Source organism: Burkholderia sp. BCC1996 (assembly GCF_905339955.1).
In the GTDB taxonomy this organism is placed as follows: domain Bacteria; phylum Pseudomonadota; class Gammaproteobacteria; order Burkholderiales; family Burkholderiaceae; genus Burkholderia.
Map to the genome: position 1 here is coordinate 87275 of NZ_CAJPHM010000002.1, position 16747 is coordinate 104021.

Consider the following 16747-nt stretch of genomic DNA (forward strand, 5'->3'; position numbering starts at 1 on the left):
GCCGGCCCCGCATTCCGCCGCTCACGCTCACGCAATCGCTCGGCTTTGCGCAGATTACGGATTCGTCACGTGCGGCGTGCCCGGTGCGCGACAGCGCTCGGCCGCGCCCAAAGCGCAAAGCCCCCATGCAGCGCAACGCCGCATGGGGGCCGGGTTCTGCCGGTTCACGACGACACGCTTCACATGCCGCCGCCAATCACCTACCGCTTCTTCGCCTTCGCAGCCTTCGCCGTATCCGCGAGGATCTTCTCGACCCGCGCTACATAGGTTTCGGTGCCGAACCGGCGCACCGCGGTCGCCCGCCCGCTCACGACGAGCCGCTCGCGCAGCGCGGCGTCGCGCTGCAGCCTGCCCAGCGCGTCGGCCAGCGCGGCCGCGTTGCCCGGCTCGCAGAGCAGCCCGTTTTCGCCGTCCTCGATGATCTCGACGACCCCGCCCGCGCGAGCCGCGACCACCGGCCGCCGCGCGAGCATGCCCTCGACGATCACGCGCCCGAACGGCTCCGGCGTGATCGACGTATGCGCGACCACGTCGACCGCCTTCATGCACGCGGCCACGTCGCGCTGGAAGCCGAGGAAATGGACTCGGTCGTCCATCCCGTGACGCGCGACGATCTCGTGCAGCTGCGCCGCGTATTCGTCCTCGCCGAACAGCGGCGCGCCGACCAGCACCACGTGCATGCCGGGATGGCGAGCCGCGGCCTCCAGCAGCAGGTGCTGCCCCTTCCAGTGCGCGAGACGGCTGAACGAGCCGACCAGCCATGCGTGCTCGGGCAGCCCGAAGCGCGCGCGCAGCGCGGCCTGGCTCGCATCGTCCAGCGCGTCGAACGGGTCGGCCGAAATGCCGTTGAACACGACGTCGACGTGCTGCGGCGTGAAGCCCGTCAGCGCACGAAATGCCTGCGCGGACGCGTCGGAGTTCGCGATCACGCGCGTGACGCCGAGCCGCGCGCAGTACTTGATCGCCATCAGCTGCTTGCTGCCGAAATGGTCGCCGCTGACGATGTCGCGCAGGTGCCAGACCACCGGCTTGCGCGCGAGCCGCCCGGCCAGCGCGGCGACCACCATCGCGCGCTGCGTGTTCGCATAGATCACCTCGGCGCGGCGAGCGCGCCGCGCGACGTCGCGCACGAGCGCGAACAGCTGCTTCAACGCGCCGGCCGACACGCCGCCCTGCTTGCGCACCCCGGCGAGCGCGCCCTGGTCGAGCACGTCGACGCGCGCGCCGATCTCGTCGAGCGCCGCGCGGAACGGGCCGTCGTCGAACAGCAGCACATCGGCGTTCGCGCGCATGTGCTTCATGATCTCCAGCAGCGACAGCTCCGCACCGCCGAGCACGCCGCTCTGGTCCAGCACGAGCGTCGCCGGGCCGCGCGCGGCCGGCATCGGCGCGACGGCCGTGCCGCGCTGCGCGGTCGAGCCGGGCAGCGCCGTCTCCACATAATCGAGAAAGCGCCGCCGGAACGTGTCGGCGGAAAAGCGCTCCGCATTCGCGCGGCACGCGTGCGCCGTGAAGCGCTGCGGCGCGCGCTCGAAATCGTCGACCGCCGCGACGATCGCATGCGGCGTCTGTTCGTCGAAGAACAGCCCGGTCGGCTGCGCGTGCGAGCGCGGCTCGAGCACGGTCTCGAGCGCGCCGCCCTTGCCGTACGCGATCACGGGCGTGCCGCACGCCTGCGCCTCGACCACCGAAATCCCGAAATCCTCCTCGGCCGCGAACACGAACGCCTTCGCGCGCCGCATCCGGTCGTGCAGCACCGCGAACGGCTGGTAGCCCATGATCTCGACGTTCGGGCCGGCCTTCGCGCGGATCTTCTGCATCTCCGGGCCGTCGCCGATCACGACGAGCTTGCGCTCCGGCGTGCGCGAGAACGCTTCGACGATCAGGTCGATCTTCTTGTACGGCACCATCCGCGACGCGGTCAGGTAGAAATCGTCCTTCACCTCGTTCAGCGAGAAGCCGTCCACGTCGACCGGCGGGAAGATCACCGCCGCGTCGCGGTGATACACCTTGCGGATGCGGCGCGCGATGAACGCGGAGTTCGCGACGAAACCGTCGACCGCGTTCGCGGTGCGCGTGTCCCAGTTGCGGATGTAATGCAGGATCATCCGCGCGAGCAGCGACTTCGGCCCGTGCGTGAGGTTCGACTGTTCCAGATACTGGTGCTGCAGGTCCCACGCGTAGCGGATCGGCGAATGCACGTAGCTGATGTGCATCTGGTCCGGCCCGGTCAGCACGCCCTTCGCGACCGCGTGGCTGCTGGAGATCACGAGGTCGTAGTCCGACACGTCGAGCTGCTCGATCGCGAGCGGCATCAGCGGCAGGTAGCTGCGGTACTTGGTGCGTGCGAACGGCAGCTTCTGGATGAACGAGGTCGTCACCGGCTTGCCGCGCACGAACGCGCGGTCGTCGAGAAAATCGACGAGGCTGAACAGGTCCGCGTCGGGAAAGCACGCGACGATCTGTTCGAGCACGCGCTCGGCGCCGGCGTACGTGACGAGCCAGTCGTGGACGATCGCCACGCGCAGCGGCCGCGACGCATCGCGTGCGCTCGCCTGCCCGGCCGGTTTGGCCCGGCGCAGCGTGGCGGCGTCGCCGGCTTCGGCCGCGGCGGCATCGGCCGTGGCGAGGTTCAGGATGGCGTGTTCCGCCAGATCGCGATTCATACGGTTTTCCTCGCATTGAGACGGACGAACAAGTCACGCACCAGCGCGCGCAAGGCCGGCGTCATCGTGAACGACCACGCCAGGTTCAGCGCCAGCACGACCGCGCAGAGGCCGATCGACTCGCCGAGCCCCGACCACGCTTGCGCGAGAAACAGGCTCGCGAGCAGGAAGGCGAGATGCGCGAGCATGTCGAGCACGATCGCGCGCATCCGGATCGCCGACAGGTAAAGCAGCACGCCGTAGTCGACCAGCGCGCGGGTCGCGACGACCACCGCCGCGCCGATCAGCCCGAAGTGATGAATACCGAACCACAGGCCGCCGACGAAGAACGGCATCTCGATGAGCCCGGCGAACGCGGCGCGCGCCGGGTTGACCTGCGACTGGATCAGGATCCGCGTGACGCTCGCCTGGCCGACGAGCCACACGCTGATCACCAGCACGCGCCCGACCGGCGCGGAATGCGCGGCGAGATCGGCGCCGACCCACAGCGTGAGGAACGGCGCGAGCGCGAAGATCGCGACGATGCCGACCGGCGTGAACACGCCGTTCAGGAATTCGAGCGACTGGCGCGCGAGCGTGTCCGCGTGATCGCGGCCGACCGCCGACAGGCGCGGGAACAGCGTGCGCACCAGCGCGTTCGGCAGCATGTTCAGCCGCGTGACGAGGTTCTGCGGTACCGTGTAGTAGGTGACGAACTTCGCGCCCATGCCGGCGCCGAGCATCACGCGATCGAGCGTGTCGGCGACCATGCTCGCCATGCTCGCGATCAGCATCCAGCCGCCGAAGTTGAACAGCCCTTTCGCGGTGCCCCACTGCGGCGGGTCGATGCGCCGGATCCCGAGCACCTTGATGCTCGCGTGACCGAGCATCACCGCCGCGATCAGCCGCGCGACGACCGCGGCGGCGAGCACCGTCTGCAGGTTCGGCGCGATCCACCACGCGGCGCCGAGCGGCAGCAGCTGGAACAGGAACGTGCCGATCGTCTGGTTCGTGTTGAACACGCCGAACCGTTCGGCGCCGTTGATCGCGCCGGCGAACACCCACGACACGTTCGCGAGCGGAATCGCGAGCGCGAGCCACGGCAGCGCGAGATACACCTCGTGCTGCATCGCCGCCGACACCTTCGTGAAGTACTCGGTGTAGATGAACGCGCCGAAATAGATCAGCAGCCCGCCGACGACGCCGGTGCCGAGATTCAGCCAGAACGCGCTCCAGAACACGCGCGCGCTTTCGTCGGCGTCGCCGCTCGCGAGCGCCTTGGAGATGTGGTTCTGCGCGGCCATGCTCATCCCGAGATCGAGGATCCCGAAATAACCGATCAGCGTCCACACGAGGCTGACGACGCCGTAGCGCTCGACGCCCAGCGTGTGGATATACGCGGGCACCGTCACCAGCGACACGAAGGTCGGCAGGATCAGCCCGATGAAGTTGATCGAAACGTTCTTGAGTATGCCTTTGTCCATGCCTCTGCCTTGTGTGACGGCGACTGCAACGACGGTGCGCCGCCCGTCACGGTTTCCAGCGATACATCAGCACCTTGCCGCGCGCGTCTTCCTCGACGAACACCAGGTATTCGCCGTTCTCGCGCCGGAACGCGCTGATGCCGAACGGCACGTCGACCCAACCCGACGCCTTGCCGACCTCGGCGCCCGGGCTCATCACGCCGACCTCCTTGCCGGTTTCCTTGTCGTACACGTGGATCTTCCCGACCGGTTCCACCGTGAAGATGTAGCGGCCCTCGACCGTGATGCCGATCAGGTCGAGGATCGGCTTCGCGTCGAGCTGCCACGGCAGCGCGACCGTATAGCGCACCACCGGCGAGCCGCTCGACCACTTGTCGAAGCGCACCAGCACGCGGCCGACTTCCTTGTTGATGCCGGGCTGCGGCGGCGCGTCGGCCGTGTAGCCCGTCACGTACAGCGTGTCCGTCTGCGGCTCGTAGATCGCGCGGCGCAGCTGCGTGAACGGCTGCGGCATCGGATAGGTCGTGACCTTGTCGTACGAATAGATCGGGTTGCCGGCCTTGTCGACGCCGCCGTAGCCGAAGCGATGAATCCCGCGCACGTCGCTCGTGCGCCAGATGTCGCCCTTCGTGTCGACCCACCAGCCCCAGCCGCCCGCCTTCGCCTTGCCGGTCGTGTTGGTCGTGAACTCGTCCTCGTCGAGCCGGCCGTTGCCGTTCGCGTCGCGCCAGATCCAGTCGCCGCCCGGCGGCTTGTTCGGCACCTTGTCGACCGGCCGCGCACGGCCCGCGATCAGGCCCGACGGAATCGCGACCTCGCCGTCGCGCTTCGCGTCGAAGCGGTAGATCTTCAGGTGATCGGCGTACATGTCGGTCAGGTACAGGAACGTGCGGCCGTCGACGCGCCGCGCGAACGGCATGCCGGGGTACTGGTCCGTGTGGAACACGGGATCGTCCGGATACTTGAAGCGGTTCGACAGGAAGCCGGCGTATTTCCAGTCCTGGCCGGGCGGCTTCGACAGGTCGAGCTCGAAGCGCTTGTTGCCCGTGTATACGCTGCTCGGCCGTGCGGGATCGAGCCACGCGCCGTCGACGAACAGCAGCCCCTGCACCTGCCAGCGCAGCTTGCCGTCCGGCGTGTAGCTCTCGAGCACCGCGCCGAGCCCCGCGCCGATCGTGTCGTGGCGCGGCCCGATGCCGTTCATCGACACGTACACGTTGCCCGCGCGATCGACGCCCACGCCCGTCAGCCCGTTGAAACGTTGCGGCCCGGGGCGGCCCGGCACCGGGCCCGCGAAGATCCCGCCGCGCTCGCCGAGCGTGCCGGACGGCGCATAGCCGTTGCCGCCTTTCGAGAAAATCAGCACCTGCTGGCGCGGGCCGTTGTCCGCGACCAGCACGCGCCCTTTCGCGTCGACCGCCACGTCCACCGCATCGGTCCCCTCGGGCAGCGCGGGCGCGTCGTCGAGCTTGCGGCCGTCCGCGCGCACGTGCACGAGGTGCGCGGGCCGATTGAGCGTATCGGTGAGCAGCCACAGCGTGCCGTCGCCGGCGAGCGCGATGCGGCCCGGCTCATGCGCACTCCACGTGCCCTTCTTCTGCATCGTTTCGGCGTCATACACGTCGACTTCGTCATGCGAAGGATTCGTCGCGAACAACGTCTTGTCGTCGGCCGCGAGGCCGCCCACTTCCGCCTTCAGCTCACCGACCTCCGACCGCGCCGGCGCCGCCACCTCGTTCATCACCATGAAGCTCGCGGCCATTCGCGCACGGCCGGCATCGGCGCGCCCGCCGGGCGCGACCTGCGGCGCCGCGCGGAACGGCGCGGGCTGCTTCATGTCGCCGATCGTGCGCCGCGAAATGCCGTACCACTGCTTGCCCTTGTCCGGCCAGATGCCGGGCGACTGCAGATGGCCGCGCTCGTTGCCGACGCCGATCGCGACGTACGCATACTTGCCGTTCACAGCGACCGCGTTGCCGCCGAGATTGCCCCAGCCATGCGTGCCGCCCGCGAAGCCGAGCATCTTCCCGTCCTGGTAGACGCTCGCCTCGGCGCCGCTCTCGTCCCACGGCGCGTTCGTATACACCTTGCCGTCGGGCGTCACCGCGATCGCGCGAATGTCGATCTGCGTCCAGCTGCCGTCGCCATAGCCGAACGTGTTGCCGATCCACGACGTGGTCGCGGGCAACACGGTTTCAGCCGGTGCGGCGCTCGCGGACAGCGCCGCGCATACCGTCATGCCAACCAGAATCAGACGTCGCAATGCGCTCTCCAGACTCGATGCAAAAGCGACCGGCGCCCGCGGCGTGCTGCGTGCCTGGATGACCTGTCGCTAAATAGGTTTCAAACGTCGCGATGCAGGTTACAAGCAAAAATAATCACAAGAAATTTGGAAATATTTGGGGATGTTTCCGCCTGAAATATTGAACCGGAATCGTCCGGAATAGCCCCGGCGAAGCGGAAATAACGACCGCCTTTCACGCGGCGATCCGTAGAAAATTCCGCTCCGGCCCGTCCGACGGGCTACCTGGCCTGCAAATCTTTCATCTCGTGATTGAAACGACCGGCATTTGAATGTTTTCAGCCGAATAAATGACATGCGTTTTTTTGCCGATTTCTTTTCCCTAGAATCGATTTCGAATCAATATTTCCTTTAAACGCATGCATTACGTTCACGCATCGAATACGCGGCGCGCGTCGGCATCGGCCGCGCGTCGTGAAGGAGTCGCGCGATGACGGGCATCTCGCGCACCGCCGACCTCGCCCCGCCGCAACACGGCCGCATCGTGCAGCTCGACGGGCTGCGCGCGATCGCCGTCGGCGCCGTGTTCCTGCAACACGCGCTGAAGGCGCCGCTGTGGATGGGCGTCGACCTGTTCTTCGTGCTGAGCGGCCTGCTGATCACCGGCATCCTGCTCGAGCGCAAGGCGCGCGGACAGTCGTACTTCAGCCACTTCTACGCGCGCCGAGTGCGCCGGATCCTGCCGCCGTACGTGCTGCTGCTGGTCGTGTCGACGCTGCTGTTCGGCGCGAGCTGGCTGCCGCACTGGCCGTGGTTCGCGTTCTTCTCGACCAACATCGGGCTGTCGCTCGGCAGCATCGGCCACGACAGCCTGAACGTGCTGTGGTCGCTCGCCGTCGAGGAGCAGTTCTACATCTTCTGGCCGTTCGTCGTGCTGTGGTGTTCGGAGCGCGCGCTGCTGTGGATCGCCGCCGCGCTGATCGTCGCGGCGCCCGTGCTGCGCGCGATCGCGACGCCGTGGTTCGATTCGTTCTGGCCGATCTACTACCTGACGCCGTTCCGGATGGACCTGCTCGCCGCGGGCGCGCTGCTCGCGATCGTGCTGCGCCGCGACCGGCGCGCGCTGGAGCCGTTCTATCCGCTCGCGATCGTCGGCGCGCTCGTGTCGCTCGCGATCCTCGGCTGGCTGCACCTGTCGTTCCCGCGTTTCCGCGCCGCGAACACGCCGCTGTCGAACGCCGCGCTCTACAGCATCTCGCTGCTGCTGTGCACGTCGATCGTCGTGATCGCACTGCGCGGACGCGGCCCCGTGCAGCGCGTGCTGACGAACCCGCTGCTCGTGTACGTCGGCACCGTCAGCTACACCGTCTACCTGATTCACCTGAGCGTGCTGTACGCGCTGTGGCCGCTGCACCTGAACCGCTTCGTCACGGCCGCGCTCGCGCTGGCCATCACGCTCGTATACGCCACCGTGAGCTGGTACGGCTTCGAGCGGCGCCTGACCCGCGGCCCCGCGCACAGCACGGTACCCGCCGCCGCGCGCACGACCGCCTGACTTTCTCAATCCATCGTTTCGACCAGGACATTGCCATGAGCCAAACTCGCAAGAAGGCCATCATCACGGGGATCACCGGGCAGGACGGCGCCTACCTGACCAAGCTGCTGCTCGACAAGGGCTACGAAGTCACGGGCACCTACCGCCGCACCAGCTCGGTCAACTTCTGGCGCATCGCCGAGCTCGGCGTCGACACGCACCCGAACCTGTCGCTCGTCGAGCACGACCTGACGGATGCCGGCTCCAGCCTGCGGCTGCTCGAACGCACGCAGCCCGACGAGCTGTACAACCTGGCCGCGCAGAGCTTCGTCGGCGTGTCGTTCGACCAGCCGGCGACGACCGCCGAGGTCACGGGCGTCGGCCCGCTGAACCTGCTCGAGGCGATCCGCGTGGTGAGCCCGAAGACGCGCTTCTATCAGGCGTCGACGTCCGAGATGTTCGGCAAGGTGCAGGCGATCCCGCAGACGGAGACGACCGCGTTCTACCCGCGCAGCCCGTACGGCGTCGCGAAGCTGTACGCGCACTGGATGACCGTGAACTACCGCGAGTCCTACGGCCTGTTCGGCTGCAGCGGCATCCTGTTCAACCACGAATCGCCGCTGCGCGGCCGCGAGTTCGTCACGCGCAAGATCACCGACACCGTCGCGAAGATCAAGCTCGGCAAGGCGACCCGGCTCGAGCTCGGCAACCTCGACGCGAAGCGCGACTGGGGCTTCGCGCTCGAATACGTCGAAGGGATGTGGCGGATGCTGCAGGCCGACGAGCCCGACACCTACGTGCTCGCGACCAACCGCACCGAGACCGTGCGCGACTTCGTGCAGATGGCGTTCGCGGCCGCCGGCTACCAGATCGAATGGACCGGCAAGGGCGAGCAGGAACGCGGCCTCGACGCGTCGAACGGCAACGTGCTCGTCGAAGTGAATCCGAAGTTCTACCGCCCTGCCGAAGTCGACCTGCTGATCGGCTCTGCCGACAAAGCCAAAGCCAAGCTGGGCTGGGCGCCGGAGACGACGCTCGAACAGCTCTGCCAGATGATGGTCGAAGCGGACCTGACGCGGAACCGGCACCATGACACGTACTGAAGCCAGGCGCCCGTCGCGCCGGGCGTTCGTCACGGGCCTGGCGGGCTTCACCGGCCGCTACATGGCGCAGCGGCTCGCTGCGGCCGGCTACGACGTGTGGGGCACCGTGGCACCCGGCGCGGCGCGGCCCGACGATCCGGCGCTCGCCCACTGCACGCTGCTGCCGGTCGACCTGCTCGATGCGGACGCGACCCGTGCGGCGCTCGCCGATGCGCGGCCCGATGCGGTCGTGCATCTCGCCGCGCGCGCGCACGTCGCGCAGGACGAGCCGTCGCAGACCTACGCGGTCAACATCGTCGGCACGCGCAACCTGCTGGCCGCGCTCGCGGGCCTCGACCGCCGCCCGTCGGCGGTGCTGCTCGCCAGCAGCGCGAACATCTACGGCAATTCGACGGCCGGCGTGCTCGACGAAAGCGTCGCGCCCGCGCCCGCGAACGACTACGCGGTCAGCAAGCTCGCGATGGAATACGCGGCGAAGCTGTGGGCCGACCGCCTGCCGATCGTGATCGCGCGGCCGTTCAATTACACGGGCGTCGGCCAGGACGATGCCTATCTGCTGCCGAAGCTGGTGTCGCACTATGCGCGCAACGCGCCGCGCATCTCGCTCGGCAATCTCGACGTGAGCCGCGATTTCTCCGACGTGCGCGACGTGACGGCCGCCTATCTGAAGCTGCTCGAAGCCGCGCCGGCCGGCGAGACGTTCAACATCTGCTCGGAGCGCGCGTATTCGCTGAAGGAAGTGCTGGCGATGCTGTCGCGAATCGCCGGTTACGTGATCGACGTGACGATCGATCCGCGCTTCGTTCGGCATAACGAAGTAAAAAGCCTGAGCGGGTCGCGCGACAAGCTGCGGCGCGCGGTGGGCGAGCTGCCCGTGACGCCGCTCGACGAAACCTTGCGCTGGATGATGGACGCGATGCGCGACGCGCGGGCCGGCTGATTCCGGCAACGCAACACGCGTTCGTCGCCGACTGAAAAGAAAACGGGCCGCCCTGTCTGAGCGACCCGTCGTCATGCCGGCCCTGAAATCAGTGCCGCCGCGCTCAGCCCTCGAGGCCGCGCGCGAGATCGTTGCGCAGGTCGCCCGCGTTTTCCAGGCCGACCGCGAGGCGGATCAGCCCTTCGGTGATCCCCGCGGCCGCACGCGCTTCGGGCGTGATGCGCGCGTGCGTCGTCGTCGCCGGATGCGTGATCGTCGTGCGCGTGTCGCCGAGGTTGCCGGTGATCGAGACCAGCTTCGTGCTGTCGATCACGCGCCACGCGTTCGCGCGCTGCTGCTCCGGCGTGTCGCCCTTCAGCTCGAACGATACGATCGCGCCGCCGGCCTTCTGCTGACGCTTCGCGAGTTCGTGCTGCGGATGCGATTCGAGCCCCGGATAGAACACGCGCTTGACCGCAGGATGCGAATCGAGCCAGCGCGCGATTTCCAGCGCGTTCGCCGACTGCTTCTCGACGCGCAGCGACAGCGTCTCCATCCCCTTCAGCAGCACCCACGCGTTGAACGCCGACAGCGTCGGGCCCGCGCTGCGCACGAACGGGAACACCTTGCCCATGATGAATTCCTTCGAGCCGACCAGCGCGCCGCCGAGCACGCGGCCCTGGCCGTCGAGGAACTTCGTCGCCGAGTGCATCACGACGTCCGCGCCGAGCTTCAGCGGCTGCTGCAGCACCGGGCTGCAGAAACAGTTGTCGACGACGAACAGCGCGTTCGCGGCCTTCGCGATCTTGCCGATCGCCTCGATGTCGGCGAGTTCGGTCAGCGGGTTCGACGGCGTTTCGAGGAAGAACATCTTCGTCTCGGGCCGCACCGCTTCCTGCCATGCATTCAGGTCGGTCGGATCGACGAAGGTCGTCGTGATGCCGAACTTGCTGAAGATCTGCGAGAACATCCCGAGCGTCGAGCCGAACAGGCTGCGCGAGCTGACGAGGTGATCGCCCGCCTGCAGCGCGGACATCACGACCGACATGATCGCGGCCATGCCCGACGCCGTCGCGATGCAGGCCTCGCCGCCTTCGAGCGCGGCGAGACGATCCTGGAACATGGTGACGGTCGGGTTCGTGAAGCGCGAATAGGTGAAATAGTCTTCCGAATTCGCGAAGCGCTCGGCTGCCTCGGCCGCGCTCGTGAAGCAGAAGCTCGACGTGAGGAACAGCGCTTCCGAGTGCTCGTTGAAGTCGCTGCTGCGCAGCGTGCCCGCGCGCACGGCGAGCGTGTCGAAGTTGAGGGAGTCGTCCATGTTCCGTTATCCGTATTCGAGGGGTCGCGCCGAGGGTCGTGCATCGGGCGCGCGCCCAGCCACAAAATCAGGCCAAAACAAAAAGCCCGCTATGCGTCGGCATCAGCGGGCTTCGGTGCGGTACGACAGCGATCGACTCGGGCCGACTGCCGCCGGCCTTCGCTTTAGCTGTTTTGGGAAGTCGCCCCGCGTCCGCAAGCTGAATCAAATCGACGCAAGGCCACATCCTATCACGCTTCATCCGAAGCGTGCGCCGGCATCACTCGACCGACAACTGCAGGTTCATCTGCGAACGCGCGGTGTCGCCTGCCGTGTCGCGATCGGCCTGCGACGCCGGTGCGAGACGGGCGCGCTCGATCGCATCGAGGTACTCGGGCGTCACGGCGCCGGTGATGTAGTTGCCGTCGAAGCACGACGCCTCGAAGCCCTCGAGCTTCGGGTTGATGTCGCGCACCGCGCGGCGCAGGTCGTCGACGTCCTGATAGATCAGGTGGTCGGCACCGATGATCTTCGCGACTTCCTCGTCGGTGCGGCCGTGTGCAACCAACTCGCCGCGCGTCGGCATGTCGATGCCGTACACGTTCGGGAACTTCACGGGCGGCGCCGCCGACGCGAAGATCACCGACTTCGCGCCCGCATCGCGCGCCATCTGCACGATTTCGTGCGAGGTCGTGCCGCGCACGATCGAGTCGTCGACGATCAGCACGTGCTTGTCCTTGAACTCGATGCTCATCGCATTGAGCTTCTGGCGCACCGACTTCTTGCGCACGGCCTGGCCCGGCATGATGAAGGTACGGCCGACGTAGCGGTTCTTGAAGAAGCCTTCGCGATACTCGACGCCGAGCTTCGCGGCGACCTGCATCGCAGCCGGACGCGACGAATCGGGAATCGGCATCACGACGTCGATCGGCACGTTCGGCAGCTCGCGCTTGATCTTCTCGGCGAGGTAGTCGCCCATGCGCAGGCGCACGTTGTAGACGGGCACGCCGTCGAGGCACGAATCCGGACGCGCGAGATACACGTATTCGAACATGCACGGATTCAGCGTCGGGTTCTCCGCGCACTGCTGGCTGTGGAAGTTGCCGGCCTTGTCGATGAAGATCGCTTCGCCCGGCTGCACGTCGCGCACGAATTCGAAGCCGATGCCTTCGACCGCCACCGACTCCGACGCGACCATCCATTCGGTGCCGTGTTCGGTCTCGAGCTTGCCGATGCAGAGCGGACGGATGCCGAACGGATCGCGGAACGCGACCAGGCCGTAGCCGGCGATCAGCGACACGATCGCGTACGAGCCCTGCAGGCGGCGATGCACGCCCTCGACCGCCTTGAACAGCGCGGCCGGATCGAGCTCGAGGCCCGTCGTCGACAGCTGCAGCTCGTGCGCGAACACGTTGAGCAGCACTTCGCTGTCGGAATTGGTGTTGATGTGCCGGCGGTCGATCCGGAACATCTCGTCCTTGAGCTGTTCCCAGTTCGTCAGGTTGCCGTTGTGCGCGAGGATGATCCCGAACGGCGCGTTCACGTAGAACGGCTGCGCCTCGGCTTCGCTCGACGCCGAACCGGCCGTCGGATAGCGGACCTGGCCGATGCCGAAGGTGCCGGGCAGGCTGCGCATGTTGCGCGTGCGGAACACGTCGCGCACCATGCCGTTCGCCTTGTACATGTGGAAATTGCTGCCGTCCGCCGTCGCGATGCCCGCTGCGTCCTGACCGCGATGCTGCAGCAGCAGCAGGCTGTCATAGATCAGCTGATTGACGGGGGCTTGGGAGATAACACCTACGATGCCGCACATGGCATGTCCTTCAAGATGACAAAATCGGTTCCGTCCTGCCCGGCCGCGTCGTCACACGCGTACATACTGGGCCATGCCGTCGGGCAGGAGCTGCTTCAGCTCGTGCACGCCCTGTTCGGCGAAAGGACGCAATAGCGCATTGCGCCAGAAATCCTGTTTGGGCAATTCGGTCAGCCCGGCCGCCGCGACCAGCAGCACCACCAGCACGCAGCCGCGGACGAGCCCGAACATCATGCCCAGCGAGCGATCGACCCCGCCGAGGCCCGTCGCCTGCGCGATCCGCGACAACAGCGCGTTCGCGACACCCGCGACGAACACGACGCCGATCACGATCAGCGCGAACGCGATCACCCACTGCGTCAGCGCGCCGCCCGGCCAGTTCGCCGGGATATACGGCACGACCAGTCCGACATAGCGGGCGGCGATCGCGATCGCCGCGATCCAGCCGATCAGCCCGAAAATCTCGGAGACGAAACCGCGCCACGCGCCACGCAGCGCAGACAACGCGATCACCGCCAATACAGCGTAGTCGAAAGCCGTCAGCATCGCACGTTACTGCGTGAGTCCGGCTTCGCGCACCTTCGCGATCGCGGCGGACGCCGCCGCGCGATCCGCAAACGGGCCGGCACGCAGCTGGCTAGCCGTGCTGCCGTCCGCCTGCTTGCGATGCTCGACATATGCGGGCACGCCCGCCGATTTCAACTTGGTGGCCCACGAACGGGCCGTTGCGTCGTCCTTGAACGAGCCGAGCTGCACCGCGAAGCGCGCACCGGCCGGCGAGGCCGGCGACGAAGCGTCGCCGCTGTCGGCCGCGGCGTCGGCGTTCGCGACCGCCGCGGGCGCCGGCTTCGCCGCGAGTGCGGGCGCGGCCGGCTTCGCAGCGGGCTTCGGCGGCGTCACGCTCGCCGTGGTCGTCGAGGGTTCGGGCTTCGCGGCCGGCTTGGCCGTGTCCTTCTCCGCGGGGGCCGGAACGGCCGCCACCGCGGCGTCGGAGGCCGGCGGCTCGTCGTGCGCGACGCCCGCCTGCACGTCGGACGCGTCGTCGTCACGCGGCGCGACCGCCTGATGTGCGGGCCGGTTCGGAATGTCGATCGCGATGTCGTCCGTCACCGGCTTCGGGTGCGAATCGAGCACCATCGGCAGCACGATCACCGCGGCGACGACGAGCGCGATCGCGCCGACGAGGCGCCGGCGGGCGCGTTGCTTTTCAGGAAGGGTCGGATCGAGGAGCAGCGCGTCCGATTCCGGACGCTCGGTGCGGCGCGTGCGCCGCTCGACGCGTTCAGTGCGCTCCGTGCGCACGTTCCGGGAGGCCCCGGTACGACCGCCGCGCCGCGGGGGCGCGTCGTCGTCTTTCTTGCCGAACGAGAAAATTCCCATGAATGGCTGAGTCCGAAACTGCCCTTCAGTCAGTGTTGCTGCGATTTCCGGTAGGCCATCACACCCGCCACCGTATGGAAACTGCCGAAAACCACGATTCTATCATTCTCGGATGCTCTTTTTAGTGCATCGCGAAACGCTTCGGCGGGCGACGCGTACCGCGTCACGCTCGAATCGGCCCCGTCCTCCACGCCGGCCTTGCGCAGCGCGGCTTCGAGCTGCTCCGCGCTCGCCGCGCGCGGCAGCGGCAGGTCGGTCACGCACCAGTGGTCGATCTCGCCCTTCAGGTGCCGCAGCACGCCGTCGATGTCCTTGTCGTGCATCGCACCGAACACCGCGTACGTGTACGGGAAGAAGCCCATGTTGCCCAGATTCTGCTCGAGCACGGCCGCCGCATGCGGGTTGTGCGCGACGTCCAGCACGATCGCCGGCTTGCCGGGCAGCACCTGGAAGCGCCCCGGCAGCTCGACGTTCGCGAGCCCGAGCCGGATGTCCTGCGCGGACACCGGCAGCACCGGGCGCAGCGCCTCGAGCGCGGCCAGCGCGGCCGATGCATTGATCAGCTGGTTCGCACCGCGCAGCGCCGGGTAAGCGAGCGCCGGATAGCGCTTCTCGCGGCCGAGGTAGCTCCATTGCTGGCGCTCCGCGCCCGGCTGCGCTTCGTAGCGGAAATCGCGGCCGACCAGCCACAGGTCGGCGCCGATCGCTTCGGCATGGTCGACCAGCGTGTTCGGCACCGCGGGATCGCCGCAGATCGCCGGCTTGCCCGCGCGGAAGATCCCCGCCTTCTCGAACGCGATCTTCTCGCGCGTGTCGCCGAGGTATTCGGTATGGTCGATGTCGATGCTCGTGACGATCGCGCAATCGGCATCGATGATGTTGACCGCATCGAGCCGGCCGCCGAGGCCGACTTCGAGGATCACCGCATCGAGCCCGCGCGACGCGAACAGGTGCAGGATCGCGAGCGTCGTGAATTCGAAGTACGTGAGCGACACCGGCTCCGGCAGCGACGTGCGCGCCGCTTCGACGGCTTCGAAGTGCGGCAGCAGCTCGGCGTCGCTGACCTGCTGGCCGTTCACGCGCGCACGCTCGCCGAATTCGAGCAGGTGCGGCGAAGTGTGGCAGCCGACCTTGTAGCCCGCGTGAACGAGGATCGCCTCGAGGAACGCGCAGGTCGAACCCTTGCCGTTCGTGCCGCCGACCGTGATCACGGGGCACGCGAATTCGAGCTGCAGCGCCGCCTTGACCTGCCCGATGCGGGTGAGGCCCATGTCGATGCCGACCGGGTGCGCGCGTTCGAGATGCGAAAGCCACGCGTCGAGAGTGGGAAAAGTGCTCATCGGATCAAATCTGAATCGGTACCGCCACTACGCCAAAAAACGAAACGCGCCGCCCGGCGGTTCAGCCGGGCGACGCGCGCAGTTCACAACGCCGCGCCAATCAGGCCAGCGCGTCGGCCGGCTGTCGCTGCAGCAGCGCGAGCAGTTGCGCGATCTCGTCGCGCATCTTGCGGCGGTCGACGATCATGTCGATCGCGCCCGTCTTCAGCAGGAATTCCGCGCGCTGGAAGCCCTCCGGCAGCTTTTCGCGAACCGTCTGCTCGATCACGCGCGGGCCGGCGAAGCCGATCAGCGCCTTCGGCTCGGCGATCACGACGTCGCCGAGGAACGCGAAGCTCGCCGACACGCCGCCCATCGTCGGGTCGGTCAGCACCGAGATGAACGGCAGCTTGGCTTCGGCCAGCTTGGTCAGCATCGCGGTGGTCTTGGCCATCTGCATCAGCGACAGCAGGCTTTCCTGCATCCGGGCGCCGCCCGAAGCGGTAAAGCAGATGAACGGCACCTGCTGCTCCAGCGCGTTCTGCGCGCCGCGCGCGAAGCGCTCGCCGACGACCGAGCCCATCGAGCCGCCCATGAACGAGAACTCGAAGCAGGCCGCGACGACGGGCAGCGTGTGGATCGCGCCGCCCATCACGACCATCGCGTCGGTCTCGCCCGTCTCGTCCATCGCTTCCTTCAGACGGTCGGGGTACTTGCGGCTGTCCTTGAACTTCAGCGAGTCGACCGGCACGATTTCCTGGCCGATTTCATAGCGGCCTTCCGGATCCAGCAGCCCGTCGAGGCGCTCGCGAGCGCCGATGCGCATGTGGTGATCGCACTTCGGGCACACGTGCAGGTTCGCGTCCACGTCGTTGCGGTACAGCACGGCCTCGCAGGACGGGCACTTGACCCACAGGCCTTCCGGAATGCCCTTGCGGCTTTTCGGGTCGGTCTGCTTGATCTTCGGCGGCAACAGTTTGTCGAGCCAGCTCATCGTATGGTTTCCTGTTC

Annotated in this window: 12 protein-coding genes; 3 read left to right on the plus strand and 9 right to left on the minus strand. The window is 67.5% G+C overall.

Features of this window, described 5'->3' with window-relative positions; translation table 11 throughout:
* Positions 1-200 precede the first annotated feature (200 nt).
* From U4Z64_RS02510 to U4Z64_RS02520, 3 genes are read right to left on the minus strand one after another with little or no spacing between them, the layout of a single operon-like run.
* Entirely contained in the window at positions 201-2666 is a 2466-nt protein-coding gene (locus U4Z64_RS02510) for a glycosyltransferase family 4 protein (protein ID WP_044843831.1), read from the minus strand.
* A complete protein-coding gene (locus tag U4Z64_RS02515) occupies positions 2663-4129 on the minus strand; it encodes a flippase (RefSeq protein ID WP_321819176.1) in 1467 nt (488 codons plus the stop codon). The genes U4Z64_RS02510 and U4Z64_RS02515 overlap by 4 nt, the downstream gene beginning before the upstream one ends.
* 46 nt (positions 4130-4175) lie before the next feature.
* A complete protein-coding gene (locus U4Z64_RS02520) occupies positions 4176-6368 on the minus strand; it encodes a hypothetical protein (protein WP_321819324.1) in 2193 nt (730 codons plus the stop codon).
* Between the two features lie 493 nt (positions 6369-6861).
* Between U4Z64_RS02520 and U4Z64_RS02525 the strand changes: the two genes are divergently transcribed.
* From U4Z64_RS02525 to U4Z64_RS02535, 3 genes are read left to right on the plus strand one after another with little or no spacing between them, the layout of a single operon-like run.
* On the plus strand, positions 6862-7926 hold the full coding sequence (locus U4Z64_RS02525; RefSeq protein ID WP_321819177.1) for an acyltransferase: 1065 nt from the start codon (positions 6862-6864) through the stop codon (positions 7924-7926).
* 35 nt (positions 7927-7961) lie between these two features.
* Positions 7962-9008, plus strand: a complete 1047-nt coding sequence (gmd, locus tag U4Z64_RS02530; RefSeq protein WP_321819178.1) for a GDP-mannose 4,6-dehydratase — start codon at positions 7962-7964, stop codon at positions 9006-9008.
* The gene (locus U4Z64_RS02535; protein ID WP_124521895.1) at positions 8995-9948 is read left to right on the plus strand and encodes an NAD-dependent epimerase/dehydratase family protein; all 954 of its coding nucleotides are present in this window, start codon (positions 8995-8997) and stop codon (positions 9946-9948) included. The genes gmd and U4Z64_RS02535 overlap by 14 nt, the downstream gene beginning before the upstream one ends.
* A 103-nt stretch (positions 9949-10051) precedes the next feature.
* On the opposite strand, the gene U4Z64_RS02540 is transcribed toward U4Z64_RS02535, so the two are convergent.
* From U4Z64_RS02540 to accD, 6 genes are all read right to left on the minus strand, one after another.
* Entirely contained in the window at positions 10052-11245 is a 1194-nt protein-coding gene (locus tag U4Z64_RS02540) for an O-succinylhomoserine sulfhydrylase (RefSeq protein WP_044843825.1), read from the minus strand.
* Positions 11246-11504: 259 nt separating this feature from the next.
* The gene (gene purF / locus U4Z64_RS02545) at positions 11505-13037 is read right to left on the minus strand and encodes an amidophosphoribosyltransferase (RefSeq protein ID WP_044843824.1); all 1533 of its coding nucleotides are present in this window, start codon (positions 13035-13037) and stop codon (positions 11505-11507) included.
* Positions 13038-13088: 51 nt separating this feature from the next.
* Positions 13089-13583, minus strand: a complete 495-nt coding sequence (locus U4Z64_RS02550) for a CvpA family protein (RefSeq protein WP_044843823.1) — start codon at positions 13581-13583, stop codon at positions 13089-13091.
* A 6-nt stretch (positions 13584-13589) separates the two neighbouring features.
* Complete coding sequence (locus U4Z64_RS02555) at positions 13590-14417, minus strand: SPOR domain-containing protein (RefSeq protein WP_321819179.1); 828 nt, start codon at positions 14415-14417, stop codon at positions 13590-13592.
* A 29-nt stretch (positions 14418-14446) separates the two neighbouring features.
* Entirely contained in the window at positions 14447-15757 is a 1311-nt protein-coding gene (folC, locus tag U4Z64_RS02560) for a bifunctional tetrahydrofolate synthase/dihydrofolate synthase (protein ID WP_321819180.1), read from the minus strand.
* A gap of 100 nt (positions 15758-15857) precedes the next feature.
* A complete protein-coding gene (accD, locus tag U4Z64_RS02565; RefSeq protein ID WP_044843820.1) occupies positions 15858-16730 on the minus strand; it encodes an acetyl-CoA carboxylase, carboxyltransferase subunit beta in 873 nt (290 codons plus the stop codon).
* Positions 16731-16747: the final 17 nt, after the last annotated feature.

Excerpts from the sequence above, each read along its gene's own strand:
- U4Z64_RS02510 (WP_044843831.1), bottom strand. The coding sequence starts at position 2,666 with ATGAATCGCGATCTGGCGGAACACGCCATCCTGAACCTCGCCACGGCC.
- U4Z64_RS02515 (WP_321819176.1), bottom strand. The coding sequence starts at position 4,129 with ATGGACAAAGGCATACTCAAGAACGTTTCGATCAACTTCATCGGGCTG.
- U4Z64_RS02520 (WP_321819324.1), bottom strand. The coding sequence starts at position 6,368 with ATGACGGTATGCGCGGCGCTGTCCGCGAGCGCCGCACCGGCTGAAACC.
- U4Z64_RS02525 (WP_321819177.1), top strand. The coding sequence starts at position 6,862 with ATGACGGGCATCTCGCGCACCGCCGACCTCGCCCCGCCGCAACACGGC.
- gmd (WP_321819178.1), top strand. The coding sequence starts at position 7,962 with ATGAGCCAAACTCGCAAGAAGGCCATCATCACGGGGATCACCGGGCAG.
- U4Z64_RS02535 (WP_124521895.1), top strand. The coding sequence starts at position 8,995 with ATGACACGTACTGAAGCCAGGCGCCCGTCGCGCCGGGCGTTCGTCACG.
- U4Z64_RS02540 (WP_044843825.1), bottom strand. The coding sequence starts at position 11,245 with ATGGACGACTCCCTCAACTTCGACACGCTCGCCGTGCGCGCGGGCACG.
- purF (WP_044843824.1), bottom strand. The coding sequence starts at position 13,037 with ATGTGCGGCATCGTAGGTGTTATCTCCCAAGCCCCCGTCAATCAGCTG.
- U4Z64_RS02550 (WP_044843823.1), bottom strand. The coding sequence starts at position 13,583 with ATGCTGACGGCTTTCGACTACGCTGTATTGGCGGTGATCGCGTTGTCT.
- U4Z64_RS02555 (WP_321819179.1), bottom strand. The coding sequence starts at position 14,417 with ATGGGAATTTTCTCGTTCGGCAAGAAAGACGACGACGCGCCCCCGCGG.
- folC (WP_321819180.1), bottom strand. The coding sequence starts at position 15,757 with ATGAGCACTTTTCCCACTCTCGACGCGTGGCTTTCGCATCTCGAACGC.
- accD (WP_044843820.1), bottom strand. The coding sequence starts at position 16,730 with ATGAGCTGGCTCGACAAACTGTTGCCGCCGAAGATCAAGCAGACCGAC.